Source organism: Streptomyces sp. NPDC020681, assembly GCF_044334895.1.
GTDB lineage: Bacteria > Actinomycetota > Actinomycetes > Streptomycetales > Streptomycetaceae > Streptomyces.
Genome location: NZ_JBIRTX010000004.1, coordinates 518,978 through 543,922 on the forward strand (window position 1 = coordinate 518,978; position 24,945 = coordinate 543,922).

Annotated in this window: 27 protein-coding genes; 15 read left to right on the forward strand and 12 right to left on the reverse strand. The window is 70.8% G+C overall.

Going from position 1 to position 24,945, the window contains the following annotated elements:
- Window positions 1–40: 40 nt before the first annotated feature.
- On the reverse strand, window positions 41–1,060 hold the full coding sequence (locus ACH4YL_RS12530) for an LLM class flavin-dependent oxidoreductase (RefSeq protein ID WP_398507243.1): 1,020 nt from the start codon (window positions 1,058–1,060) through the stop codon (window positions 41–43).
- Between the two features lie 77 nt (window positions 1,061–1,137).
- Here ACH4YL_RS12530 and ACH4YL_RS12535 point away from each other — a divergent pair, with 77 nt between their 5' ends.
- Window positions 1,138–1,629: a hypothetical protein gene (locus ACH4YL_RS12535; RefSeq protein WP_398507244.1), complete on the forward strand. Its 492-nt coding sequence runs from the start codon at window positions 1,138–1,140 to the stop codon at window positions 1,627–1,629.
- Window positions 1,630–1,665: 36 nt separating this feature from the next.
- On the opposite strand, the gene ACH4YL_RS12540 is transcribed toward ACH4YL_RS12535, so the two are convergent.
- Genes ACH4YL_RS12540 through ACH4YL_RS12550 form a run of 3 tightly spaced genes read right to left on the reverse strand, consistent with a single transcriptional unit; the run spans window position 1,666 to window position 3,566 of the window.
- Window positions 1,666–1,878 carry a dodecin gene (locus ACH4YL_RS12540; RefSeq protein WP_398507245.1) on the reverse strand — a complete coding sequence of 71 codons (213 nt, stop codon included), beginning with the start codon at window positions 1,876–1,878 and terminating at the stop codon, window positions 1,666–1,668.
- 25 nt (window positions 1,879–1,903) lie between these two features.
- Window positions 1,904–2,692 (reverse strand): GntR family transcriptional regulator, encoded by a 789-nt coding sequence (locus ACH4YL_RS12545; RefSeq protein WP_398507246.1) that lies wholly within the window; start codon window positions 2,690–2,692, stop codon window positions 1,904–1,906.
- A gap of 46 nt (window positions 2,693–2,738) precedes the next feature.
- A complete protein-coding gene (locus ACH4YL_RS12550; RefSeq protein ID WP_398507247.1) occupies window positions 2,739–3,566 on the reverse strand; it encodes a GntR family transcriptional regulator in 828 nt (275 codons plus the stop codon).
- Between the two features lie 207 nt (window positions 3,567–3,773).
- Between ACH4YL_RS12550 and ACH4YL_RS12555 the strand changes: the two genes are divergently transcribed.
- The 8 genes from ACH4YL_RS12555 to ACH4YL_RS12590 all read left to right on the forward strand — a co-directional run bounded on the left by ACH4YL_RS12555 (window position 3,774) and on the right by ACH4YL_RS12590 (window position 13,022).
- Complete coding sequence (locus ACH4YL_RS12555) at window positions 3,774–5,030, forward strand: extracellular solute-binding protein (protein ID WP_398507248.1); 1,257 nt, start codon at window positions 3,774–3,776, stop codon at window positions 5,028–5,030.
- Window positions 5,027–5,995, forward strand: coding sequence for a carbohydrate ABC transporter permease (locus ACH4YL_RS12560; protein WP_398507249.1), 969 nt, complete (start codon window positions 5,027–5,029; stop codon window positions 5,993–5,995). Before ACH4YL_RS12555 ends, ACH4YL_RS12560 begins: the two co-directional genes overlap by 4 nt.
- Window positions 5,992–6,840, forward strand: coding sequence for a carbohydrate ABC transporter permease (locus tag ACH4YL_RS12565; protein ID WP_398507250.1), 849 nt, complete (start codon window positions 5,992–5,994; stop codon window positions 6,838–6,840). Before ACH4YL_RS12560 ends, ACH4YL_RS12565 begins: the two co-directional genes overlap by 4 nt.
- 11 nt (window positions 6,841–6,851) lie before the next feature.
- Window positions 6,852–8,363: a beta-N-acetylhexosaminidase gene (locus ACH4YL_RS12570; RefSeq protein WP_398507251.1), complete on the forward strand. Its 1,512-nt coding sequence runs from the start codon at window positions 6,852–6,854 to the stop codon at window positions 8,361–8,363.
- Window positions 8,360–9,760 (forward strand): cellulose binding domain-containing protein, encoded by a 1,401-nt coding sequence (locus ACH4YL_RS12575; protein ID WP_398507252.1) that lies wholly within the window; start codon window positions 8,360–8,362, stop codon window positions 9,758–9,760. The genes ACH4YL_RS12570 and ACH4YL_RS12575 overlap by 4 nt, the downstream gene beginning before the upstream one ends.
- A gap of 153 nt (window positions 9,761–9,913) precedes the next feature.
- On the forward strand, window positions 9,914–11,167 hold the full coding sequence (locus tag ACH4YL_RS12580) for an extracellular solute-binding protein (RefSeq protein ID WP_398507253.1): 1,254 nt from the start codon (window positions 9,914–9,916) through the stop codon (window positions 11,165–11,167).
- 161 nt (window positions 11,168–11,328) lie between these two features.
- Window positions 11,329–12,153, forward strand: coding sequence for a GNAT family N-acetyltransferase (locus ACH4YL_RS12585; protein WP_398507254.1), 825 nt, complete (start codon window positions 11,329–11,331; stop codon window positions 12,151–12,153).
- The gene (locus tag ACH4YL_RS12590) at window positions 12,153–13,022 is read left to right on the forward strand and encodes a lysophospholipid acyltransferase family protein (RefSeq protein WP_398507255.1); all 870 of its coding nucleotides are present in this window, start codon (window positions 12,153–12,155) and stop codon (window positions 13,020–13,022) included. The genes ACH4YL_RS12585 and ACH4YL_RS12590 overlap by 1 nt, the downstream gene beginning before the upstream one ends.
- Here ACH4YL_RS12590 and egtD read toward each other — a convergent pair.
- Genes egtD through egtA form a run of 4 tightly spaced genes read right to left on the reverse strand, consistent with a single transcriptional unit; the run spans window position 12,917 to window position 17,215 of the window.
- Window positions 12,917–13,879: an L-histidine N(alpha)-methyltransferase gene (egtD, locus tag ACH4YL_RS12595; RefSeq protein ID WP_398507256.1), complete on the reverse strand. Its 963-nt coding sequence runs from the start codon at window positions 13,877–13,879 to the stop codon at window positions 12,917–12,919. The genes ACH4YL_RS12590 and egtD overlap by 106 nt on opposite strands.
- Entirely contained in the window at window positions 13,876–14,631 is a 756-nt protein-coding gene (gene egtC / locus ACH4YL_RS12600; RefSeq protein ID WP_398507257.1) for an ergothioneine biosynthesis protein EgtC, read from the reverse strand. Before egtC ends, egtD begins: the two co-directional genes overlap by 4 nt.
- The gene (gene egtB / locus ACH4YL_RS12605; RefSeq protein ID WP_398507258.1) at window positions 14,631–15,944 is read right to left on the reverse strand and encodes an ergothioneine biosynthesis protein EgtB; all 1,314 of its coding nucleotides are present in this window, start codon (window positions 15,942–15,944) and stop codon (window positions 14,631–14,633) included. The genes egtC and egtB overlap by 1 nt, the downstream gene beginning before the upstream one ends.
- Entirely contained in the window at window positions 15,941–17,215 is a 1,275-nt protein-coding gene (gene egtA / locus ACH4YL_RS12610) for an ergothioneine biosynthesis glutamate--cysteine ligase EgtA (protein ID WP_398507259.1), read from the reverse strand. Before egtA ends, egtB begins: the two co-directional genes overlap by 4 nt.
- Before the next feature lie 135 nt (window positions 17,216–17,350).
- Here egtA and ACH4YL_RS12615 point away from each other — a divergent pair, with 135 nt between their 5' ends.
- Window positions 17,351–18,193, forward strand: coding sequence for a TIGR02452 family protein (locus ACH4YL_RS12615; RefSeq protein ID WP_398507260.1), 843 nt, complete (start codon window positions 17,351–17,353; stop codon window positions 18,191–18,193).
- Here ACH4YL_RS12615 and ACH4YL_RS12620 read toward each other — a convergent pair.
- Entirely contained in the window at window positions 18,178–18,627 is a 450-nt protein-coding gene (locus ACH4YL_RS12620; RefSeq protein WP_398507261.1) for a type II toxin-antitoxin system PemK/MazF family toxin, read from the reverse strand. The two genes, ACH4YL_RS12615 and ACH4YL_RS12620, sit on opposite strands and share 16 nt — an antisense overlap.
- A gap of 56 nt (window positions 18,628–18,683) precedes the next feature.
- Window positions 18,684–19,382, reverse strand: coding sequence for an alpha/beta fold hydrolase (locus ACH4YL_RS12625; protein WP_398507262.1), 699 nt, complete (start codon window positions 19,380–19,382; stop codon window positions 18,684–18,686).
- A gap of 214 nt (window positions 19,383–19,596) precedes the next feature.
- Between ACH4YL_RS12625 and ACH4YL_RS12630 the strand changes: the two genes are divergently transcribed.
- Window positions 19,597–20,619 carry a LacI family DNA-binding transcriptional regulator gene (locus ACH4YL_RS12630; protein WP_398507264.1) on the forward strand — a complete coding sequence of 341 codons (1,023 nt, stop codon included), beginning with the start codon at window positions 19,597–19,599 and terminating at the stop codon, window positions 20,617–20,619.
- Window positions 20,620–20,629: 10 nt separating this feature from the next.
- Window positions 20,630–20,902: a hypothetical protein gene (locus tag ACH4YL_RS12635; RefSeq protein ID WP_398507266.1), complete on the forward strand. Its 273-nt coding sequence runs from the start codon at window positions 20,630–20,632 to the stop codon at window positions 20,900–20,902.
- Between the two features lie 116 nt (window positions 20,903–21,018).
- Here the strand turns inward: ACH4YL_RS12635 and trxA are convergent, their stop codons facing one another.
- A complete protein-coding gene (gene trxA, locus ACH4YL_RS12640) occupies window positions 21,019–21,414 on the reverse strand; it encodes a thioredoxin (protein WP_398507267.1) in 396 nt (131 codons plus the stop codon).
- 127 nt (window positions 21,415–21,541) lie between these two features.
- Between trxA and ACH4YL_RS12645 the strand changes: the two genes are divergently transcribed.
- The 3 genes from ACH4YL_RS12645 (at window position 21,542) to ACH4YL_RS12655 (ending at window position 24,417) form a co-directional block, all read left to right on the forward strand.
- Window positions 21,542–22,972, forward strand: coding sequence for a dihydrolipoyl dehydrogenase family protein (locus ACH4YL_RS12645; protein WP_398507268.1), 1,431 nt, complete (start codon window positions 21,542–21,544; stop codon window positions 22,970–22,972).
- Window positions 22,973–23,067: 95 nt separating this feature from the next.
- Window positions 23,068–23,427, forward strand: a complete 360-nt coding sequence (locus tag ACH4YL_RS12650; protein ID WP_398507269.1) for a VOC family protein — start codon at window positions 23,068–23,070, stop codon at window positions 23,425–23,427.
- A 66-nt stretch (window positions 23,428–23,493) separates the two neighbouring features.
- Entirely contained in the window at window positions 23,494–24,417 is a 924-nt protein-coding gene (locus ACH4YL_RS12655; protein WP_398507270.1) for an AEC family transporter, read from the forward strand.
- A gap of 69 nt (window positions 24,418–24,486) precedes the next feature.
- Here ACH4YL_RS12655 and ACH4YL_RS12660 read toward each other — a convergent pair whose 3' ends face one another.
- On the reverse strand, window positions 24,487–24,822 hold the full coding sequence (locus tag ACH4YL_RS12660) for a tetratricopeptide repeat protein (RefSeq protein ID WP_398507271.1): 336 nt from the start codon (window positions 24,820–24,822) through the stop codon (window positions 24,487–24,489).
- Between the last annotated feature and the right edge of the window lie 123 nt (window positions 24,823–24,945).

A 24,945-nucleotide genomic window follows, 5' to 3' on the forward strand; every position in this document is an offset into this window, starting at 1 on the left:
TGTCTTTTGCGCGAGCCCGGCACGATCCGAACGACAGGCCCTAGGCGTCCGCGCTGGTCAGCCCCGCGATCCGGGCGAGCCTGCGGTACGAGTCCAGCAGCGCGTCGCGGTCGTAGGTGCTCGTCGTGACCAGCACCTCGTCCGCGGCGCTGTCCTTGATCACCGACTCCAGCGCGTCCGTCACCTGCTCCTCGGTCCCCGCGACATGACCGCTCAGCCCCGACGCGTAGAACTCCCGCTCCTTCGCGGTCATCGTCAGCGCGGCGATCCGCTCCGGCGGAGCGAGCGGCGGGAACACGCCATGGGTGCGGGAGTACGCCATCGACCAGGCCTCCGGCATCAGCAGCCGGCGGGCCTCCGTCTCCGTGCCGGCGACCGCGACCGTGCCGGAGACGACCACATAGGGCCGCTCGGACCAGGACGAGGGCCGGAACTCGCGGCGGTAGCGGTCGACGGCCGCCAGCATCCGGTCGCGGCCCCGCAGATCGCCGACGACCAGCGGCAGCCCGGCCTCGGCGGCGATGCGTGCGCCTTCGCCGGTGGCCAGGATGTACGGCGGCACTCGCAGGCCCTCCGCCGGACGGGCATGCACCTGAGGATGCGCCGGCTGCCGGCCTTCGAACCAGCCGAGCAGCTCCCTCAGCTGTCCGGCGAAGTCGTCCGCGTCCTTCTTGTCCCGGCCGAGCGCCTTGCGTATGCCGTCCGTGAAGCCGACCGAACGGCCGAGGCCCATGTCGATCCGGCCGGGGAACAGCGACTCCAGCACCCCGAACTGCTCGGCGACGACGAGTGGTTGGTGGTTCGGCAGCATCACCCCGCCCGTGCCGACCCGGATCGTCGAGGTGGCGGCCGCGACGGCCGCCGCGAGGACGGTCGGCGCCGAGCCCGCGACTCCCGGCACGCTGTGATGCTCGGAGACCCAGAACCGGTGGTATCCGAGCGCCTGAAGCTGCTGGGCGAAACGGACGGTGTCGCGCAGCGCCGCGGGACCGTCGTGCCCCTCGCGGGTGCGGGAGCGGTCGAGGACGGAGAAGCGGGTGGACGCGATCACTGAGCTCACACAGGGTTCAACGCACCGGCCGCGCCAGGATTCCCGAGCCCGGCATTCCCCGGCAGACACCGCCATAGGGTGGGGGCGTGACTCGAAGCAGCAGGCCACTGGCGATTTTCGACCTCGACGGGACGCTCGCGGACTCCGGACACCGGCAGCACTTCCTGGAGCGCAAGCCGCGTGACTGGGACGCCTTCTTCGCTGCCGCGCCCGACGACCCGCCGCTGGCCAAGGGCATCGAGCTGTGTCTGGAGGCCGCCGAGGAGTGCGAGGTCGTCTATCTGACCGGCAGGCCGGAGCGCTGCCGCAAGGACACGCTCGACTGGCTGGCCGCGCAGGAGCTGCCCGAGGGCAAGGTCCACATGCGGCGCAACGACGATCGCAGGCCCGCCCGCACGACCAAGCTCGGGATCCTGCGGCGGCTGGGCAGCGACCGGGAGATCCGGATGCTGGTGGACGACGACGAGCTGGTGTGCGACGAGGCCGAGCGGGCCGGGTTCCGGGTCGTACGGGCGAGGTGGGCGACCGGGACGACGGAGGCGATGAAGGACGCGCAGGAGCGGGAGGGCCGCACCTGAGCCGGTCGGCCTCGATGCTCCGTACGGCCCCGGTGGTCAGCTCTCCTCGAGCCGGAATCCGACCTTGAGACCGACCTGCCAGTGCTGGATCTCGCCGTCGACGATCTGGCCGCGGACCTCGGTCATCTCGAACCAGTCGAGGCCCCGGAGGGTCTGGGACGCCCGGTGGATGCCGTTGCGGATGGCCTGGTCGATGCCGTCGGGCGAGGTGCCGACGATCTCGGTGACCCGGTAGGTGTGATTCGACATGTGTGTCGCACTCCTCTCGATGCGTTCACTCCACCGTGCCCCACCAGGACGCGGTGCGCGAGACATCGGGCGCCGGACGGTCGTCGGCCGTGGGCCCGAGCGCGAGACGGGAGACGATGCGGTACCGGTCGCCGCGGTAGAGCGACCGGACGTACTCCACCGGCCGGCCCGCACCGTCCGAGGTGACACGGTCGAACAGCAGGGCGGGGGAGAGGACCGGCACGCCCAGCAGCTCGGCCTCGTCCTCGCTGAGCACGGTCGGCTCGATGGACTGCACGGCCTGCGCGGTCGCGACCCCGCGTTCCTCGCGCAGATGGGCGTAGAACCCTCTCTCCATCTGCTGCGGCGTGAGTCCGGGCACGAGGGCGGCCGGGATGTGCAGATACTCCAGCGCGATGGGCGAGCCGTCGACCAGCCGCAGCCGGGCCACGTACACGAGCTCTGCGGCCGGGGAGATCCTGAGCCGCCGGCCGATCCTCGCTCCGGCCGTGATGGTGCGGAACTCCAGCACCTGGCTGGCCCAGGCCCCCGGCGCCCGCGGGGCCGCGGCCGGATGGCTCTCGGCCACCAGCTCCTGGGTGATTTTGGCGGGGGCGACGAACATGCCGCGGCCGTGTTCGCGTACGAGCTGTCCGGTGGCGACGAGTTCGTCGACGGCGGCGCGCAAGGTCGGGCGGGAGACGCCGAGTTCGGCGCTGAGGGTGCGCTCGGAGGGAATGGCGTCGCCGGGGCGGCGGTCCTCGACCAGTGCCAGCAGGAACGCCCTGACCCGCTCCCGCTTGAGCACGGTTTTGGGAGAGCGGTCGTCGTCCACGCGTCCTCCCCCGAATCGTGCACCCCTGGCTCAGGGCCGTCGCAGGTCAGTATGCATCTCCCGTGGTCGACGAGGTGATGATGTCGCCGTGCGCGAAGTCGCCGGGCGGGATGCCGGGGTGGTGGCCCTCCGGGCGCGGATGGGGCACGGACGTGCCGAGGGCGAGCCGGGAGACGATGCGGTAGCGGTCGCCGCGGTAGACGGAGTGGACGTACTCGACGGGGTGGCCACCGGTGTCGGTGGTCAGCCGCTCCACCAGCAGGGCGGGAGAGAGGACCGGGACGTCGAGGACGGCGGCCTCGGCCTCGTTGACGACGGTCGGTTCGATCGACTGCACGGCCTCGTTCACGTACACGCTGTGGTGCTCGCGCAGATGGTCGTAGAGATCGCCGGCCTCCAGCTCCTGCGGGGTGAGGGCCGGCACCAGTTCGGCCGGGATGTGCAGATGCTCGATGGCCATCGGGGCGCCGTCGACCAGCCGCAGCCGTGCGATGTAGACGAGTTCCGCGGCGGGCGACACCCGCAGCTTGCGGCCGATGCGCGCGCCCGCCCGGATGGTGGCGAGCTCAAGGACGGTGCTGGACCAGGCTCCCGCCGCGCGGGGCACGACGAACGCCGCGTCGTCGGAGACGAGTTCCTGGGTGATTTTGGCCGGGGCGACGAACATGCCGCGGCCATGTTCGCGTACGAGCTGTCCGGTGGCGACGAGTTCGTCGACGGCGGCGCGCAAGGTCGGGCGGGAGACGCCGAGTTCGGCGCTGAGGGTGCGCTCGGAGGGGATGGCGTCGCCGGGGCGGCGGTCCTCGACCAGTGCGAGCAGGAACTCCCTGACCCGCTCCCGCTTCAGTACGGCACCTGAAGAGCTGCTCTCCATGGACCCGGCCTCTCTGTTCACTCCGTCGACAACTGGTCAGATGGTAAAGGACATCCAGGGCGTTGGCCCATCCAGTGGCATATCCGGCTGACTCCGTGAACAGCCCATGTTTTCAGGGCCCTTGACGACAACATTGGTCCATGCCACCTTCTAGCCACGCCGTTGGCCAGTTGACCAATTGGTCAACTTATCTTCGAGGTGACTCCATTGAAGGTCCGCTTCATCGCCGCTGCCGGTGCGCTCGCGGCAGCCACCGCCCTCACCGCCTGCGGCGGCTCGTCGTCCGGCTCCGACGCGGCCGGAGGCCCGGAGAAACTCACCGTCTGGATCATGAAGGACAGCGTCTCCGACGCCTATCTCGCCCGGTTCAAGAAGGACTTCGAGCAGCAGCACAAGGACACCGCCCTGGACATCCAGATCCAGGAGTGGGACGGCATCGGCGAGAAGGTCACCGCCGCACTGGCCAGCAAGGACGCGCCGGACGTGATCGAGGTCGGCAACACCCAGGTCGCGCAGTACGCGGCGAGCGGGGGAGTCACCGACCTCGGCGGCAAGGTCGGCGAACTGAAGGGCGAGGACTGGCTGCCCGGCCTCGCGGAACCGGGCAAGGTCGACGGCAAGCAGTACGGCATCCCCTGGTACGCGGCCAACCGCGTCGTCATCTACAACAAGGACCTCTTCACCAAGGCCGGCATCACCGGTCCGCCCAAGACCCGCGACGAGTGGCTGCAGATCACCGGCAAGCTCAACAAGGGGACGAGGCAGGGCATTTACCTGCCGGGGCAGAACTGGTACACCCTCGCCGGCTTCATCTGGGAGGACGGCGGCGAGCTCGCCGAGGAGAGCGGCGGCACCTGGAAGGGAACCCTCGACAGCCCCGAAGCCCTCAGCGGGATGGACTTCTACCGGAGCCTCCAGGCGCTCGGCAAGGGCCCCAAGGACTCCGACGAGGCCAAGCCGCCGCAGGCGGACGTCTTCGCCAAGGGCGATGTCGCGCAGATCATCTCCGTACCGGGCGGCGCGAAGATCGTCGAGCAGGCCAATCCCGCACTCGCCGGCAAACTCGGCTTCTTCCCGATCCCGGGCCGGACCGCGGGCAAGCCCGGTGCCACCTTCACCGGCGGCTCGGACCTGATCGTCCCGGCCGCCTCCGCCCACCAGGACGCCGCGTACCAGGTGGTCAAGGCGCTGGCCGGCGAGAAGTGGCAGACGGACCTCGCCAGGACCATGAGTTACGTCCCGAACCGCACCTCGCTCGCCAAGGTCATCGAAAACAACGAAGGCACCGCCGCCATGGCCGCGGCGGCGGCCCAGGGCCGCGCCACGCCCAACTCCCCGCAGTGGGCCGCCGTCGAGGCCTCCAACCCGATCAAGCAGTACATGACCGCCGTGCTGACCGGCAGCGATCCGAAGAAGGCGGCCAAGGACGCGTCCGAGTCCATCGGCAAGACCCTCAACTCGTGAGGACTGCGCCCCCGGCCGCTCGCCGCGTCGCCCCTCGCGCGACGCCCCGAGCGGCCCCGCCCCCGGCACCGCGTGCGTCTCCCCGTGCGCTCTGGCCGTATCTCCTCATCGCGCCGACCGTCGTCGCCGCGGTCCTGCTGCTCGCCTATCCGCTGGCCCGCAATCTGCTGATGTCCTTCCAGCACTACGGAATGGCCGAGCTGATCCGCGGCGACGCGGGCTTCGCCGGTCTGGAGAACTACCGGGAGATCCTGAGCGACGCGGAGTTCTGGGTGGTGGTCCGCCGCACCCTGTGGTGGACCGCGCTCAACGTCGTACTGATCATGGTCATCGGCACCGCGGTCGCGCTGATGCTCCAGCGGCTCGGCAAGCGGATGCGGATCCTGGTCATGAGCGGCCTGGTGCTCGCCTGGGCCAGCCCGGTGATCGCCACCACCACCGTCTTCCAGTGGCTCTTCTCCTCCCGTCTGGGAGTGGTCAACTGGCTGCTGGTGGAGCTGGGGTTCGAGTCGTACGAGGGCTACTCCTGGCTGGCGCACGGGCCCGCGGCCTTCGCCATCCTGGTGCTGCTGGTCGTCTGGCAGTCCGTGCCGTTCGTCGCCATCACTCTGCATGCCGCACTGACCACCGTTCCCGCCGAGCTCTTCGAGTCGGCGAGGATCGACGGCGCGGGCGGCTGGCGGATCTTCCGCTCCATCACGCTGCCCGTCCTCAGACCGGTCTTCGGCCTTGTCCTGTGCCTCGAAGTGATCTGGGTCTTCCGGTGCTTCGCCCAGATCTGGGCGATCACCAGGGGCGGACCCGGCGGCGCGACCACGACCCTGCCGGTCTACGCCTACCAGGTGGCCCAGTCGCTGCACCGCTACGACCTCGGCGCGGCCGCCGCGACCCTCACCGTGCTGATCCTGATCGCCGCGCTGATCCTCTACTTCCGTCAGATGTTCCGGCAGGAGGCCGAGCTGTGAGACCACCACGCCCCGGACCCGTCGCACTGCGCCGGCTGCCGCTGAACGCGGGCGCGCTGATCGTCTTCGTGCTCTGTGTCTTTCCCGTCTACTGGATGATCCTGACCGCGTTCAAACCGACCGCGGACATCCAGGCCGAGACGCCCGTTTTCCTGCCCGCCTCGCTCACCCTGGAGCACTTCGCCACCGCCGTGCAGGCCGACGGCTTCTGGTCCTTCTGGCGCAACAGCCTGATCGTCACCGGCGGTTGTGTGCTGCTGGCCCTGGTGGTGGCGCTCGGCTCGGCGTTCGCCGTGGCGCGGCTGCGCTTCAGGGGCCGGCGCGGATTTGTGCTGATGGTCTTCATCGCACAGGTCGCGCCCTGGGAGGCGCTGCTCATCCCGATGTATGTCATCGCCCGCGACACCGACATGCTCGACCGGCTCGCCACGCTGACGCTCGTCTACTTCATGATCACACTGCCGTTCACCATCGTGACGCTGCGCAGCTTTCTCACCGCGATCCCGGTGGAGCTGGAGGAGGCCGCGCAGGTCGACGGCTGTACCCGCGCGGCCGCCTTCCGCCGGATCACCTTCCCGCTGCTCGCGCCCGGCCTGCTCGCGACCTCGCTGTTCGGCTTCATCACCGCCTGGAACGAGTTCGCCTTCGCCAACATGCTGATCATCAAGAACCAGGACGACCGCACCCTTCCGGTCTGGCTCTCCTCGTTCTCCAATGTCTTCGGCACCGACTGGGGCGCGACCATGGCCGCCTCCACCCTCTTCGCACTGCCGGTCCTCATCCTCTTCCTGGTGCTCCAGAGCCGGGTCGCCGCCGGGATGACCGGCGGAGCGGTCAAGGGATAGGGGCCGCCGCCATGCGCATGCTCCGCAGCCCCGCTCTCGTACCGCGTCCGTCCCAACTCACCGCGCTGCCCGGCCGGTTCACCTTCGACGACCGCACGGCGATCCGTGCCACACCCGGCGCGGAGCCCGCGGTCTCCCTGCTGCGCACCCTGCTCGCACCGGCGACCGGGCTGCCGCTGCCAGTCGCGGCGGACGGCCGGATCGTGCTGGCCGTCGACCCCGGCCTGAGCGGTCTGGGTGAGGAGGGATACGGACTGACCGTCGGCCCCGACGCGGTTCTGCTGCGCGCCGCCCGTCCCGGCGGGCTCCTGCACGGCGTGCAGACACTCCGTCAGCTGCTGCCTCCGGCCGTGCTGTCCGCCGCGCCGGTCCGCGACGCCGAGTGGTCCATGCCCTGTGTGCAGATCACCGATGTGCCGCGGTTCGGCTGGCGCGGCGCGATGCTCGATGTGGCCCGCCACTTCCGGCCGGTGTCCTTCCTACGGCGCTTCACCGATCTGCTGGCCCTGCACAAGCTGAACGTCCTGCATCTGCATCTCACCGACGACCAGGGCTGGCGGATGCCCGTCGCCGCCTACCCCAAGCTCACCGAGGTGGGCGGTGTGCCGCACGGCGGCGCGTACACCCGCCGGGAGCTGGCCGAGCTGGTCGCCTACGCGGCCGGACGCGGTGTCACGGTCGTCCCGGAGATCGAGATGCCCGGCCATGTGCGCGCCGCGCTCGCCGCCTATCCGCACCTCGGGAACCGTCCGGAGCGGCAGCTCGACGTCTGGCGGCGGTGGGGTGTGTGCGACACCGTCCTCGGCGTCCACGACGAGGTGCTCGACTTCTGCCGCACCGTACTGGACGAGGTCATGGAGACCTTTCCGTCGCCGTACGTCCATGTCGGCGGGGAGGAGTGCCCGACGACCGAGTGGCAGCGGTCGCCGGCCGCCCGTGCACGCGTCGCGGAGCAGGGGCTCGACGGCCCGCAGGCGCTGCACGGCTGGTTCATGCGCAGCATCGGCGACTTCCTCGTCGAGCGCGGCCGCCGGCCGCTCGCCTGGACCGAGACCGGCCGCGACCTGCCTGACGCGTTCACGGTGGTGCCGTGGCGCGACGCCGAGCACGGACTGGCCGCGGCCGGCCGCGGCCATCAGGTGGTCATGGCCCCGTACCGCTCCACCTATCTCGACTATCCGCAGTCGGCCCGGCCCGGTGAGCCGCCCGGCCAGCCGGGACAGGTCGTCGATCTGCGGACCGTGTACGGAACCGACCCCGCACCCGCCCACTGGCAGCCGGCTGCGGCTGCCCAAGTCCTCGGCACCCAGGCCCAGTTGTGGACCGAGTACGTCCCCACCGCCGAGCACGCCGAATATCTCGCCTTCCCGCGGCTGTGCGCCCTGGCCGACACCGCCTGGTCCGGCGGCCGCGACTGGCCGGGATTCCAGCACCGCATGCACCTCCACAGAGCCCGGCTCGACGCGCTCGGCGTGCCGGGCCGTCCCCCCACGCACCAACCCCCCGGAGAGGAAACCCCATGAGCCACAGCCCCCTGCGCATACGCGCCGCCGTCGCCGCAGCAGCGGTGACGGGCCTCGGCTGCGCGATGCTGACCGCGCTGCCCGCCGCTGCCGCCGGAGAGCAGATCAAGGTGCAGTACCGGCAGAGCGCCACCGGCAGCGACCAGGCCGAGCCCTGGTTCAAGGTCGTCAACACCGGCAGCAGCTCCGTCGCGTTGAACCAGGTGAAGATCCGGTACTACTTCAAGGCCGACGCGGGCGCCTCTTACACCTTCGCCTGCTCCTGGGCGGTCAAGGGCTGCGCCAACATCACCGGCACCTTCGGCACGCTCGCGCAGTCCACTCCCACCGCCGACCGCTATCTGGAGATCGGCTTCACGGCGGGCGCGGGCTCACTCGCGCCCGGCGCGGACACCGGCGACATGCAGCTGCGCTTCCACCGGTCCAACTGGCAGCCGCTGAACCAGAGCGACGACTACTCGTTCTCCGCGACACAGACGGCGTACGGAGACTGGGCCAAGGTCACCGCGACCGTCGGCGGTACGACGGTCTGGGGCACGGGCCCGGTGGGCGGCGACCCCGACCCGGACCCGACCGACCCGCCCGCCGACGGGCCGCGGCTGTTCGACGACTTCAACTACACCTCGCACACCGACCCGGCGATCGGCTCGCACGGGTGGAACGTGCGCTCCAACTCCGGCGGCCCCGGGGTGCCGGGCGCGACCTGGGCACCGCAGAACGTCACCTTCGCCAAGGAGGGGACCAACTCGATCATGAATCTGGAGACCTCCACGGCGGGCACCGGCGAGTCGACTCGGCACACCGAAGTCCTCACCAAGTCAATGAAGTTCAAGAACGGCACCTACGCCGCACGCGTGAGGTTCTCCGACGCGCCGAAGTCGGGACCCGACGGCGACCACCTCGTCCAGACGTTCTTCACCATCAACGATCTCACGGCGCCGATGGCGGACGACTACGCGGAGTACGACTTCGAGTATCTGCCCAACGGCGGCTGGGGCGAGCCCGCCAACATCCTCTACACCACCTCCTGGGAGACCTACCGGCCCGACCCCTGGGAGGCGGTCAACCAGCACTCCGAGGTGCGCGCGAGCTACGCGGGCTGGCACGACCTCGTCGTCACGATCGACAACAGCAACATCACGTACTACGTCGACGGGCAGGAGTTCGGCCGGCACGACGCCCGCTATCTGCCGGAACGTCCCATGTCCATCAACTTCAACCAGTGGCTGATCGACCTGGCCGGACAGACCAGCACCACGCCGCGCGCATACGACCAGAAGGTCGACTACGTCCTGCACGTCAAGGACCAGGTGCTGACTCCCGCGCAGGTCAGCACCATCGTCGCCGGCTACCGGACGGCCGGGACGACCTTCGAGGACACCGTTCCCGGTCAGTGATCCCGTGCTGAGGGGCGGACGCGGATCGCGCGTCCGCCCCTTGACCTGTCGATTGGTACAGACCAAACTCCGGTCACACACCCGTGCGAGCGCGGAGCGCGCTTCCCCCCATGTCGGGTCCACGCTCCTGCCCCCGTGCCGAAGGTGGCCGCTGTGACGAACCGCTCGCTCGCCCTGTCCGTCGTGCTCGTCTCCGCACTCGCGCTCAGCGGCTGCGGAGTCATCCCGGGCACCGGGTCCGAGACCCGCACCGTCAGCATCTGGCTGATGAAGGACAGCGTCTCCGACGACTTCCTCGAGCGGTTCACCACCGCCTACGAGAACGACAACCCGTCCGTGAACCTCGAGGTGACCTTCCAGGAGTGGACCGGCATCGGGAAGAAGGTCACCGCCGCGCTGGAGGGCGAGGACGGACCGGACATCATCGAGGTCGGCAACACCCAGGTCGCCCAGTACGCCGAGAGCAACGCCCTGATGGACCTGACCCTCGAATCCGTGCGCGACCTCGGCAACGAGCAGTGGCTGCCCGGCCTCGCGGAACCCGGCAGCATCAACGGCTCGCAGTACGGCATCCCGTGGTACGCGGCCAACCGCGTCGTCATCTACAACAAGCAGCTCTTCGCCGACGCCGGGATCAAGCAGCCGCCGAAGAACAGGGCCCAGTGGCTCAGCGCCTGCGAACGGCTCAACCGAGGCGGAGTGCAGGGCATTTATCTCTCCGGCCAGGACTGGTACACCCTGTCGGGCTTCATCTGGGACGAGGGCGGCGACCTGGCCGTGGACAGCGGCGGCGAGTGGCGGGGCGCGCTCGACACCCCGGCCGCGCTGCGTGGCATGGCCTTCTACAAGACCCTGCAGTCGTACGGCGAAGGGCCCAAGAACGCCGACGAGCAGACACCGCCGCAGGCCGAGGTCTTCGCCAAGGGCGACGTCGCCCAGATCATCGCCGTGCCCAGCGCCGCGACCGTGATCGAGAAGGCCAACCCCGAGCTCAAGGGCCTGCTCGGCTTCTTTCCCGTGCCGGGCAAATCGGCGAACAGACCCGGCGCCGTCTTCACCGGCGGCTCCGACCTGATCATCCCGGAGAACGCGCGCGAGAGATCCGCCGCGATCGAGGTTGTCAAGGCTCTCGCCGGTGAACAGTGGCAGACCGACCTTGCGCGTACGATGCACTACGTGCCCAACAAGACGACCCTCGCGGGCGTCATCGAAGGCGAGGAGAGCACGGCGGCCATGGCCGCCGGCGCCGCCCGAGGCCGGGCCACACCGAACTCCCCGCAGTGGGCCGAGGTCGAGCTCGACAACCCGATCAAGCCCTATATGACGGCCGTGCTCCAGGGCAGGGAACCTGCTCGCGCGGCACGCCAGGCGTCCGAGCGCATCACCGCGGCGCTCGCGCCCCACTAGTGAACCGGCCCTTCCGTCCCGGCGAGCCCCCGGCATTCAGCCGTCGCTAATCCGCTCTCCGCCGTGCGGTCATGTCAAATCCAGCCTGCCAAGGAAGAAGTAAGGAGCCGGACCGCCGCACCCGCGGTCCGTCCCCCAACCGTCCGGCACAGGAGACCGCCATGCCCGCATCGCCAGCAGTCGTTCCCGCCCCGATCGCCGCACCGGCCGCACCCGCCGTCGTCCCTGCACAGCTCCCCGCGGCGAACGCCGGGGACGACCAGCGATACGTAGTCTGCCTCGCCCGCAATGAGGAGGACGTAAGGGCGGCGCAGCGACTGCGTCACCAGGTGTTCGCCGGCGAGATGGGCGCACGGCTCGACGGACCCGAGCCCGGCCTGGACATCGACGCCTTCGACGCGTACTGCGACCACCTGCTGGTGCGCGAGGCCGAGACCGGCGAGGTCGTCGGCACCTACCGGCTGCTGCCGCCGGAGCGCGCCCGCGCCGCCGGCCGGCTCTACTCCGAGACCGAGTTCGACCTGACCCGGCTCGGGCCGATCCGTGACGACCTCGTCGAGGTCGGCCGCTCCTGCGTCCACCCGCTGCACCGCAACGGCGCCGTCATCGCGCTGATCTGGGCCGGGCTCGCCCGCTACATGGCCCGCACCGGCCACAACTGGCTGGCCGGCTGCTGCTCCATCCCGCTCGCCGACGGCGGCACCCTCGCCGCGGCCACCTGGGACACGGTCAAGGCCAAGAACCTCGCGCCCGAGGAGTACTGGGTCAGCCCGCACAAGCTCTGGAACGCGGACACCGTCGCACGACCCGAGGGCCGCACCGAGCTGCCCCCGCTGCTCCGCGGCTATCTGCGTCTCGGCGCCTGGGTGTGCGGAGCGCCGGCCCACGACCCCGACTTCGGCTGCGCCGACCTCTATGTGCTGCTCTCGCTGCGCCGCACCAACCCTCGCTACCTGAAGCACTTCCTCTCGCTGGCGCCGGTCTGATGAGCGTCTGGCTGCCCAGCGCGCCCTGCACGCCGAGCGGCTGCGCGACCCACCACAGCACGGTCGCCGGGCGGGCCACCGCCGTCGTCCGGCTGGTGGCGGGCATCGTCACCGTGCTCGCGGGCCTCCTCATCGGGCCGGTGGTCGCGCTGCTCGCGACGGTCTTCGGCACCCGGTTCCGGCATTTCATGACCCGCCTCTGGGCGCGCGCTGTGGTGCGTGCCTTCGGCGTACGCATACGCATCGTCGGCCGGCCGTACGCCCCCCGGGGCTCGCTGGTGGTCGCCAACCACATCTCGTGGCTCGACATACCGCTGATCGCCGCGGCGCTCCCCGGGCGGATGCTCGCCAAGACCGAAGTCAGACACTGGCCGCTGCTCGGCCCGCTGGCCGCCCGCGGCGGCACCTTCTTCGTGGAGCGCGACCGGCTCCGTACGCTGCCCGGCACGGTGCGCGAGATGGCGTCCGCGCTCGAAGGCGGCGCGCGGGTCATCGCCTTCCCGGAGGGCTCCACGTGGTGCGGCCGCGAGCAGGGCAGGTTCCGGCACGCGGTCTTCCAGTCCGCGCTGGACGCGGGCGCGAGCGTGCAGCCCCTGCGCATCACCTATCTGCCCACCGGCGCCGCCGCGTTCGTCGGAGAGGACTCGCTGCCCGCCTCGCTGTGGCGGGTGGTGACGGCCGGCGAGCTCACCGCGGAGATCCGGCTGCTGCCGGCGATCCCCGCGGGGAGCCACCCCGACCGTCGCTCACTGGCCCGCGCGGCTCAGCGCGCCGTCGAGAGGGACAGTGCGAATCTGCCCTCCGTGTCCGTCCACCAGTTCGTCAACTCCAGCCCGGCATCGGCCAGTTCGGTGCGCACACCTTCCTGACGGAACTTCGCCGACACCTCCGTACGCATCTCCTCGCCCTTGTCGAACGTCACCACGAGATCCAGCTCCGGGATCTTCACGGTCAGCGCGGAGCGCGCCCGCAGGCGCATCTCGATCCACTCCTCCTGCGGGTCCCACAGCGCCACATGCTCGAAGTCGGCGGGGTCGACGTCCGCGCCCAGTTCCCGCGCGATGACGCTCAGCACGTTCTTGTTGAACGCGGCCGTCACCCCTGCCGCGTCGTCGTACGCGCGCACCAGCACCGACTCGTCCTTGACCAGGTCCGTGCCCAGCAGCAGCGCGTCACCCGGGTCGAGCAGCGCCCGCACGGAGCGCAGGAACGCCGAGCGCTCGGCGGGCAGCAGATTTCCGATCGTGCCGCCGAGGAAGGCGACCAGCCGCGGCCCCGGAGTACCGGGCAGCGCCAGACCACGGGTGAAGTCGGCGATCAGGGCATGGACATGGAGCCCCGGATGGTCCTTCAGCAGGCCCTCGGCCGCGCCGGTCAGCGCGCTCTCGCTCACGTCGACGGGCACATAGCTGTGCAGTGCGGTCAGTGCGTCGAGCAGCAGCCGGGTCTTCTCCGACGAGCCGGAGCCCAGCTCCACCAAGGTCTGCGCCTGGGTGGCCGCGGCGATCTCGGGCGCGCGGGCGGCGAGGATCTCCCGCTCGGCGCGGGTCGGGTAGTACTCGGGCAGCCGGGTGATCTCCTCGAACAGCTCGCTGCCGCGGGCGTCGTAGAACCACTTGGGCGGCAGTGTCTTGGGTGTACGGGTCAGCCCGTGCAGCACGTCACCGCGCAGCGCGGCGTCCGTGGCGTCCTCGGGCAGGGTGCGGGTCAGCTGGAACGGGCTCACGAAGTGGGCTCCTTGAGCGGTGTGAGGAGTACATCGGTGCGGGTTGCGGCGAGCAGGGTGCGGTCGGGCACCTCTCGCCAGTGCGGATCGTCGTCGTACGGCTCCGAGGCGACGACCGTGCGGCGGCCGGGCTCGGCGAGGTACCACAGCGTGTCGCCCCAGGCGGTCGCCGCGATCGTCTCGCCGTCGGTGAGCAGCAGGTTGAGCCGGGAGCCCGGCACGGCCTCCGCGGCCTCGCGGACGGTTTCGGCGAGTGCCTGACCCGGCTCGTCGCCGTCGCGCAGCCGGTGCAGCACCAGGGCCCACACCAGCGCGGAGTCGCAACGCGCCTCCAGCGACAGCAGTTCGACGGCAGGCAGCGTGAGCGCGAGCCGGGCCATCGTGCCGGGCCAGCCCTTGACCGCGCCGTTGTGACTGAACAGCCACGGCCCGGCGGCGAACGGAGCCGCCGCGGCCTCGCCGTCCGCGCCCGGCTCGGTGGCATCGCGCACGGCGGCGAGCAGCGCGCCGCTGCTGACCACCCGGGCGAGATCGGCGAAGGAAGGATCGGCCCAGATGGGGCCGGCGCGCCGGTAGCGCGCGGGCACGGGATCACCCTCGGCGTACCAGCCGACGCCGAACCCGTCGGCGTTGACGGTCCCGTGGCGCTGGCGGCGCGGCGCCCACGACTGCCGGAGCAGTCCGTGCGCCGGCTCGACCAGCAGCTGCCCGAGCGGCAGCGGCGGGCCGAGATAGGCGATATGGCGGCACATCAGGCCACGTCCTGGTTCGGCCGGGCGTCCCGCGCGGTGCGGAACCCGGAGAAGATCTGCCGACGCACCGGCAGGTCCCAGTTGCGGAAGGTGCCGCGGCAGGCCACCGCGTCCACGCCGAAGGAACCGCCGCGCAGCACCTTGTGGGCCGGGCCGAAGAACACCTCGGAGTACTCGCGGTACGGGAAGGCGGCAAAGCCCGGATACGGCAGGAAGTCGCTCGCCGTCCACTCCCACACGTCACCGATCAACTGCCGTACACCGAGCGGCGACTCACCGTCCGGATAGCTGCCGGCCGGAGCGGGCCGCAGATGGCGCTGGCCGAGATTGGCGTGTGACGGCGTCGGATCGTCGTCGCCCCACGGGAAGCGGCGCGAGCGGTCGGAGTCCTGGTCGTGCCGGGCCGCCTTCTCCCACTCGGCCTCGGTCGGCAGCCGCCGGCCGGCCCAGCGGGCGTATGCGTCGGCCTCGTACCAGCTCACATGCAGCACCGGCTCGTCGGCCGGCACCGGCTCGGTCACTCCGAAGCGGCGGCGCAGCCACTGGCCGCCGTCCCGCCGCCAGAACAGCGGCGCGCCGATGTCGTGCTGCCGGATCTGGTCCCAGCCCTCGGCCGCCCACCACTGGGGATCGTTGTAACCGCCGTCCTTGATGAACGCCTGGTACGCGCCGCAGGTGACCGGGACCGTGTCGATGAAGAACGCCGGTACGACCCGCTGGTGTGCCGGGCGTTCGTTGTCCAGCGCCCACGGCTCGGTCGAAGTGCCCATGGTGAACGGGCCGCCGGGCACGAGGACTTCGGCCGGCAGACCCTGTGTGCTGCCGGCGGGCGGCTCCGGAGCCGTCAGTGCCACAGGGCCCTTGCGCAGCTGGTGCGTGATCAGCATCGTCTCGTCGTGCTGCTGCTCGTGCTGCGCGATCATGCCGAAGGCGAACCCGGCGTCGATGAGCGGACCGCCCTCCAGCGGGGTGCGCTCCAGGATGTCCAGCACCCGGCCGCGTACGTCGGAGGCGTAGACACGGGCCTCGGCCGGTGCCAGCAGCGGCAGCGTGGGCCGCGCGGCGCGCGGATGCTCGAAGGCGTCGTAGACGGAGTCGATCTCGGGCCGCAGCGCCTCACGGCCGCCCACCGTACGCAGCAGCCACTGCTCCTCCTGGTTGCCGATGTGCGCGAGGTCCCAGACCAGCGGCGACATCAACGGGGAGTGCTGGGCGGTCAGTTCATGGTCGTCGACGCACGTGGTGAGCGTGGCTGTACGGGCTCGTGCGGCGGTCAGCGCGTCGACGGCGCGGCGCCGGAGTTCGTCGGTCATGTGCTCGGTTCCTTCCCGAGTGACGGGATGCGCAGATCGTCGGCGGGACATCGGCCCCGCTGGACATGGCGCTCGTTGAAGTCCGCGACCGCGTCCTGGACCGCCTTGGACGCGCCGATCCGGGGGAGCGCCTCCAGAGCGACGTCGAAGCAGGTGACGGCGGCGGCGTGCAGCTCGGAGTCGGCGAGGCCGTGCCGGGCCGCGCTGATCCACAGCGGATTGCGCGGCGCGGGCAGCGAACCGGCGTACTCCGCCAGCGGCTTCACGGCGCGGTACACCGTCTCCGCCGCCTCGGCGTCGTCGAACAGGGCCGTGGTGACCGCGAGCGGCACCATCCAGCCGTCCTCGCCGGACTGGGCGTCCATCATGCGCAGTTCGAGATGGCCACGCGGCCGCACCGGCGGGAACAGCGTGGTCAGGTGGTAGTCGAGATCCTGCCGGGTCGGCGGGCGCGGCAGGCCCGAGCGCATCCACTGGCGGAAGGTGAGTCCGTCCGGCAGCTCCCACGGCTCGTCGTCCATCCGCACGCACATCACCGGTGAGTCCAGCACATGTGCGGTCCACGCCGCCCGCGGCTCCAGATCCATCGGCGGCGCGAGGGGCCGAAAGGCGTCCAGCTCGGCCCACACGGCCTGCCGGCGCGAGCGCCAACCGGTGTCACGGCCTTCCTGCACCGGTGAGTTGGCGAACGCGGCCAGCAGCACCGCGCCCAGCAGATGCGCGAGCTGCCAGCGCCGGCCGTGGCCGAGCGGCCCCGGTTCCTCGACGCCCGCGTCGAGGCACACCTGTATCGAGGCGGAGCTGCACATCATGGCTCGGCCGGCGGGACCCGTCCGGTCGAAATAAGCCTCCATGGCGTCGTATCGGGGTTCGTGCAGCACCCGGCGCGGCGGATTGAAGGGGTCGAGTCCGATTCCGGTAAGTGTGAGGCCTGCCTGCCGGAGCGCGGTGCGTACGGCGTCCAGATCGGCGGCGACGGAGTCGATGCACTCCATCAGGGAGTTGGCGGGAGGCGAGCTGAGCTCCAGCTGCCCGCCGGGTTCGAAGGTCAGGGCCGAGACCAGTGGCAGTTTGCGCACCAGGTCGTGAGCCGCGATCAGGCGGTCGGCCGGTACGGGTCGGTCGGGTCGGTGCTGTTCATGCACGAGCCATTCCAGTTCCACACCCACGGAACGGGGTGGACCGTTCTTGAAGCAGATACATCGGAGAAGATCTTCTGCCTCTGATTCCTCGATGGGAGGGCCGAAGCCGCCGGGATCGGGTGGGTGCATGTCTGGTTCCTCTTTCGAAGGCACCCTGCCAACCTAAGGCCACGGCCGCCGCTTCGCACAAGAGTGCCCGTGGTGTTCGTGGGACGTAAGAAATCCGATTGCCGCGGTCACCGCTGGTCACGGACGATGTCGGGCATGAGTGCACGACTGCGGGGGATCGCACGCCATACCGAGGACATCGTTGACGCGGGCTACTACCAGGCGCCCGACGGGCGGACGGTGGAGATCGCGGCGGATCTGACCGCCGCACTGGCCGGGACCAGGAGGTACGGCCCCGACGCCGTCCCCGTCACTCCGGACACCGACCGTAGGACCGCCTTCGAGGTCACCGGCGAGAGCAGCACGGCCGCCGCCCGACGGCTCACCGCGGCCGGCCCGGCGCCGGTCGCGGTCCTGAACTTCGCCTCGGCACGGAACCCGGGCGGCGGCTATCTCAACGGCGCACAGGCCCAGGAGGAGGCGCTGTGCCGCGCCTCCGCCCTGTACGCCACCCTGCTGCGCGCACCCGAGTTCTACGCTCACCACCGCGCCGACCGCAGCCCGTTCTACTCGGACCGCGTCATCCACTCGCCCGGCGTCCCGGTCTTCCGCGACGACCGCGGACGGCTGCTCGACGCGCCGTACACCGTCGGCTTCCTCACCGCGGCGGCACCGAACGCCGGAGTGATCACGCAGCGGAGCCCCGACCAGGCACACCGCATCCCGGCCGCGCTCGCGTCCCGCGCCGAGCGGGTCCTGGAGACGGCGGCCGAGCGCGGATACCGCCGTCTGGTGCTCGGCGCCTGGGGCTGCGGCGTCTTCCGCAACGACCCGGAAGCGGTCGCCGGCGCGTTCCGCACGCTGCTCACCGCGGGCGGTGACGGCGGCCGGTTCGCCGGCCACTTCGAGCAGATCGTCTTCGGCGTGCTGGACCGTACGGCCGACGGTGCCACGCTCGGGGCCTTCCGCCGGGCCTTCGCGGCTCAGCTCCAGCCGTAGCGCTCCCGCAGCCGCTGCACCACGACGTCGAACCGCGGCCGGTCCAGCGCGCACGCCTCACGGCGCATGCCGTCCTCGTGCACGCGCAGCACCCGGTCCAGATCGACCCAGGACTCGCGTCCCGCCCGGTCCCAGGGCCCGGTGCCGATCGGCACCCACTCGCGGTCCTGGTCGTGCCGCTTGCTGGACAGCTGCACGGCGAGCAGCGTGCCCGCCTTCTCACGGGCCACCACGAGCACGGGACGGTCCTTGCCGCGACCGTCGTTCTCCTCGAAAGGCACCCAGGTCCAGACGATCTCGCCGGGGTCGGGATCGCCGTCGCGGTCCGGTGCGTAGGAGGTGCGGACCGGACCCACGTGCTGGGGATCGGCCTCGGTCGTGGCCGAGGGGCCGCTCTGGCCGGGCAGATCGGAGAAGATCGTCACCCGCCCCACGGTAGGGCCTGCTGCGGTCCGCGGGCGGGGCGGGTGCCAAGTAGCGACGCGACGCGTCAGATCCAGCCGTCGAGCGCGGCCATGAAACCGTCGAAGTCGTCGCGGTGGATGGTGTGGCCCGCACCGGCGACCGTACGGACCTCGAAGCCGCGCTCCGTGAGCAGCGCGGCCCGCTCCTTGTTGACCAGGAAACTCGGATCGGCGATCGGCACCAGCGACGGCACGAGAGGCTTCACCGGCAGCAGATCCCTGCCCGCGATGTCCACCAGGTCGTACGCCGTCGCCTCGTCCCACAGCCGCAGCGTCTCCAGCTCGATCCCGACGTCGACCGCCTCCCAGCGCGGGTTCATCGTCTGGATCTGCTCCCGCTTCAGCGACTTGGCCTGCGTGAACATCTCGGGCCGGTAGCCGTCGTCGCCGGCCGGCAGATGCCAGGCCGGATCGGAGTAGACCGCGCGCCGGGGAGCCAGCCGCCGCACCGCCAACCCGAGCGCGAGCCCGCCGAGGGAGTGCCCGATCGCCAACTCGGCGTCGGCAGGCAGCGTCTCGACGAGATCGTCGGCGTAGTCCTCGGGAGTGTACGAGCCCGCGCGGCCGCTGGCACCGTGGCCTCGCAGGTCGACGGCGAGCACGCGATAGCCCCGGCCGGCGAGCGCCGGACCGACCCGCCGCCAGGTGCGGTGGTCGGCCATGATGCCGTGGATCAAAAGCGCGACGCGGTCGCCCTCGCCCCAAGTGGTCGTGTGCAGCTGCACGTTGGTGCCTTTCGGGTGTGGTGCGCGGAAGTATCTCCGATGCGAGGACGGGGCCGGCGATCCGTACGGATCGCGAGGTGCGGCCGGCGCGCCCCGATCAAGCCGAAGTTCGTGTTTACACGCGCCAAGTGGCACGTGTAAACACAATGCGGAGTTGATTTCCGGCCATCCGCGAAAACCCCGGCGGAACCGTTCTGGAAGGATGCCGAGGGCGATGAGCCAGACACCCAAGCAGTCCACTGAACGCCCCGTCCCCACCAGCGCCGACGTCGCCCGGCTGGCCGGAGTTTCCAGGGCGACCGTCTCTTACGTGCTCAACAACACCTCGGCCGTGCGCATCAGCGAGCCCACCCGACGCCGGGTCCGCGAGGCCGCCGAAGAGCTCGGCTATGTGCCCCACGCCGCCGCCCGCAGCCTGCGCGCCGGACACACCCGCATGGTTCTGCTGCCCACCGCCCATGTGCCGGTCGGCCCCCTCTACAGCGAGTTCTTCAACGAGCTCCAGTGGGCCCTGCGCCGCCTCGACTACACCGTGGTGCAGTACGGCAGCCTCGGCCTCGACGGCGACGAGGCCGCCCGCGCCTGGGCCGAACTGCGGCCCGTCGCCGTCGTGTCGCTCGGCGAGGTGGCGCTCACCCCGCACGGCGTCGGCGTGCTCAAGCGCTCCGGCGCGAAGGCCGTCATAACGCTCGGCCCGCGCCGCGTCGAAGGCGCCCACTCGCTCGTCATGGACCAGAGCGAGATCGGCAGCCGCGCGGTGACACACCTGGTCGAGCGCGGGCGGCGCGCCATCGGCGTCGTCGTGCCGCAGGAGCCGGGACTGGAACTCTTCTCCGAGCCCCGCGTCGAGGGCGCGCGCAGGGCCGCGGCGGCACTCGGCGCGCGGATCCAGCCGCTGCCGCTGTCGTACGACGAGGAGTCGGCGCGCGCGCTCGCCGCAAGCTGGCGCGAACTCGGCCTCGACGCCGTCTACGCCTACAACGACGAGTACGCCATGCTCCTCATGCGCGCCCTGCAGGACCAGGACGTCGATGTCCCGGGCGGCACCGCGGTGATCGGCGCCGACGATCTGCTGCTCGGCAGACTGCTGCGGCCGCGGCTCAGCACGGTCCACATCGACATGGTCACCGGTCAGCGGCTCGCCGAACTCGTCGACAGCGTCGTCCGCGACCCGGGTATCGAGCCCGAACGGCACGATCTGATGGGAGCGCGGGCGGTCCACCGCGAGTCGAGCTAGCGTCACGTCCATGAGCACAGACCCGCAGCGTTTCGAGATTCTGCTGGTGCCCGAGCATGTCGAGGACAGCGACGCCACGTCCCTGGCCGATGCCGCCATCCGCTCGGCCGTCGTGGAGGCGACGGGGCGGCGCGGCTCGTCCGGTTATCCGCGCTATGTCGGCCATGGCCTGGAGGCCGATATCGACCCTGCGACGCGGACGGTGGAAGCGCTGCTGGTCGACGGAGCGGAACTGGACTACGGGCTCTCGGCGCGGGTCGTCGAACCGCCGGCCGATCGCTGACGTCCCGCCCTGCCGTCCCGCTCTCACCGCCCGCATCCCGAGGGTGAGACGCCGGACGCCGCACATCTGAGACAGAGACGGGCCCGCCATGCCGGATGGCGGGCCCGTCGACGTCGTCAGCTCTCGGTCGAGGAATCCGCTCCGGCCGCCTTGGCCTCGGCTTCCTTGATCGACTTGCGTACCTCGTCCATGTCCAGACTGCGCGCCTGACCGATGACGTCCTCCAGCGCGGCCTCGGGCAGCGCGCCGGGCTGGGCGAAGACCGCGACATTGTCGCGGACGATCATCAGCGTCGGGATGGAACGGATCTCGAACGCGGCGGCCAGCTCCTGCTGGGCCTCCGTGTCGACCTTCGCGAAGACCAGGTCGGGGTGGCGCTCGGCGGCACCCTCGTACACCGGGGCGAACTGTCGGCAAGGGCCGCACCAGGAAGCCCAGAAATCGATCAGAACGAAGTCGTTGTCACTGACGACCTGATCGAAGTTCTCCTTGGTGAGCTCAACAGTGCTCATGGCGTGCAACCTCTCCCTGATGTCCGGTGTGTCCGAAGGACTCGCCCCCGACAACGGTGCCCGGGGCCGTGCTATTCCTGCCCCTGCCCATGTGGCCAAGGCGCACACCCGGGACCAGACTGGCTCTATGACGGAAGCTGTGGAGTACGACGTGGTTGTGCTGGGCGCGGGCCCGACCGGCGAGAATGTGGTGGACCGGCTGAGGGCGGCGGGCCTGAGCACCGCGGTGGTGGAGAGCGAACTGGTCGGCGGTGAATGTTCGTACTGGGCCTGCATGCCCAGCAAAGCGCTGCTGCGCCCGGTGATCGCCCGCGCGGACGCCCGCCGCGTGCCGGGACTGCGTCAATCCGTACAGGGTGCCCTTGACGCACCGGCCGTACTGGCCCATCGCGACCAGTTCGCCTCGCACTGGAAGGACGACGGCCAGGTCGCGTGGATGGATTCGACGGGCGCGCGCCTCTACCGCGGCCAGGCCAGGCTGCACGGCCCCAAGAAGGTCGTCGTCGAGGGACCCGAGGGCGAGCGCCACGTACTGACCGCGCGGCACGCTGTCGCCGTGTGCACCGGCAGCCGTGCGGTACTGCCGAATCTGCCGGGTCTGGCCGGCGCGAAGGCCTGGACCAGCCGCGAGGCCACCAGCGGCCAGCACGTCCCCGGACGGCTCGCGGTCGTCGGCGGCGGCGTGGTCGGCGTGGAGATGGCCACCGCCTGGCAGGCGCTCGGCTCCCAGGTCACCCTGCTGGTCCGCGGCGACGGGCTGCTGCCGCGGATGGAAGCCTTCGTCGGCGAGCATGTCGCCGATGCCCTGACCGAGGCCGGGGCCAAGATCCGTACCAACACCGATGTCGCATCCGTCGAACGCGCCGACGGCACCGGCCCCGTCACGCTGGTGCTCCAGAACGGCGAGCGGATCGAGGCCGACGAGGTCCTCTTCGCCACCGGCCGGGCGCCGCGCACCGAGGACATCGGTCTGGAGACGGTGGGCCTGGAGCCGGGCTCCTGGCTGCCGGTCGACGAGAGCTGCCGCGTGCAGGGCAGCGACTGGCTGTATGCCGTGGGCGACGTCAACCACCGCGCGCTCCTGACCCATCAGGGCAAGTACCAGGCCCGCATCGCCGGGGCCGCCATCGCGGCCAGGGCACGGCGGGTCCCGCTGCTGGAGACCGACCGCTGGGGCGCGCACTCAGCGACCGCCGACATCGCCGGCGCCCCGCAGGTCGTTTTCACCGACCCGGAGGCCGCGGCCGTGGGCCTGTCGCTCGCGGAGGCCGAGACGGCGGGTCACCGGGTCCGCGCGGTGGACTACGACATCGCCTCCGTCTCGGGCGCGGGACTGTACGGCGACGGCTACCGCGGCCGCGCCCGGATGGTGGTCGACCTGGACCGCGAGGTCGTGCTCGGCGTCACCTTCGTCGGTCCCGGCGTCGGCGAGCTGCTGCACTCGGCGACCGTGGCGGTCGTCGGCGAGGTGCCGATCGACCGGCTGTGGCATGCCGTGCCCGCGTATCCCACGGTCAGCGAGATCTGGCTGCGGCTGCTGGAGACGTACCGCGGCTGACTCCCTTACGTTGTGCGGGCGGCGGGCTCCGGCGGTGTGGTGCCGGGACCGCCGTCCGCGGCATGTGCGAACGATTCCGCGGAGAGGAACTGCCCATGTCTGTACGCCGTGTCGTGCCCGACATCCGGACCGCGTCGGCCGAGTCCATGGCCGAGAGCCGGGAGTTCTACGGTCTCATCGGTCTCGAGGAGGTCATGAACCTCGGCTGGGTCATGACGCTGGCTTCGCCGTCCAACCCGACGGCCCAGCTCACGCTCGCCACCCATGACGCGAGCGCGCCCGTGTGGGCCGACCTGAGCATCGAGGTGGAGGACGCCGACACGGTGTACGCGGCGATGCTGGAGCGCGGCGCGGAGATCGTGCACCCGCTGCAGGACGAGGAGTGGGGCGTGCGCCGGTTCTTCGTACGCGACCCCAACGGCCGTGTCGTCAACGTCGTGAGCCACCGGATCTGACGATTCCGGGGCCCGGGCGGCGGGGCCGGCCCGGATGTGGTGATCGTTGTCGGGCATGCTGGCGCGGTGACCGTACTCTCCGGCTTTCTGCCCATCTGGGCCATCACCGCCCTCGGTTGGGCAGCGGGCCGGTTCAATGTGCTCGGAAGCCAGGCGCAGCATGTACTGGGCCGGTTCGCCTTCGCGTTCGCCATGCCCGCGCTGCTGTTCCTGACCCTCTCCCGCTCACGTGTCTCCGAACTGGTCAGTCCGGGCGTGGCGGTGTTCGCGGTGAGCCTGCTCATCGTGTTCACGGTCGGTCTGCTGCTCGGCCGCTGGGTCTTCCGGCGGCGACGGGCCGACCGCGCCATAGGGGCGATGGCCGGCGCGTATGTCAACTCCGCCAATCTCGGCATTCCCATCGCCGTCCATGTCCTCGACGATGCCTCGTTCATGATCGCCGCGGCGCTGTTCCAGACGCTGTTCGTCACGCCGCTGATACTGATCCTGATAGACCTCGACGTACGGCGCGAAGCCCGCGACCGCCGGCGCCGGATCCTTCAACTCCCGCTGCGGAACCCGATCATCGCGGCCTCCGCCGCCGGTGTGACGGTGGCCGCCGCGGGCTGGCGGCTGCCGGACGGGCTGACCGCTCCGGTGCAGATGCTCGGCGGTGCGGCCGTGCCCGCGGCGCTGTTCGCGCTCGGGATGTCGCTCAGCGCCCGCGGCCGCCGGGCCACGGCGGACGGCCGCACCGAGCGGCGGGTGCTGGTCGGCCTCAAGATCATGGTCCAGCCGCTGCTGGCCTACGCGCTGGCGAGGTGGGCGTTCGGCCTCGGAGGTCACGAGCTGTACGCGGTGGTGCTCTGCGCGGGCCTTCCGACGGCGCAGAACGCGTTCATCTTCGCGTCCGAGTACCAGCTGAACACCGACCTCGCGAGAGATGCGGTGCTGTTGTCCACGCTGCTGTCGATGGCATCGCTGTCGGCGATCACCTGGCTGCTCGCCTGACCGCCCCGCCGTACGGCGCGGCGGTCAGGCTCACGGGTCGGGCTGCTCCCGCATCGGACCGCTCACACGTCAGATGCCGGACATCGCCTCCGCCATCCGCAGATGCGGCGCGGCGTCCTCGGGCCGGCCCTGCCGCTCCAGCGTGCGGCCCAGCATCAGCCGCGCGTAGTGCTCCACCGGGCTGAGCTCCAGAACGGCGAGCAACTCGGTCTCGGCGCGGCGCAGTTGCGCGGAGTGGTAGTAGGCGCGGGCCAGCAGCAGCCGCGGCGCGACCTGCTCCGGAACCTCGTCCACCAGGCCACGCAGAATGCGGGCGGCGATCAGGTACTCCTTGGCGTCGAAGAACATCTGCGCACGGCCCCAGCGCTCGGCGGCGGTGCCGAACTCGTAGTAGGTGTCGATCATTCGTCCTCCTCTTCCTCGGAGCCTCGTCCGGTCGGCTGCGTACGCGTCAACACAGGATTATGGTTGAACATTCCACTATTGTTTCGGGCGTGGGGCTGACGGCTCACGCCCGTACAGGAATAG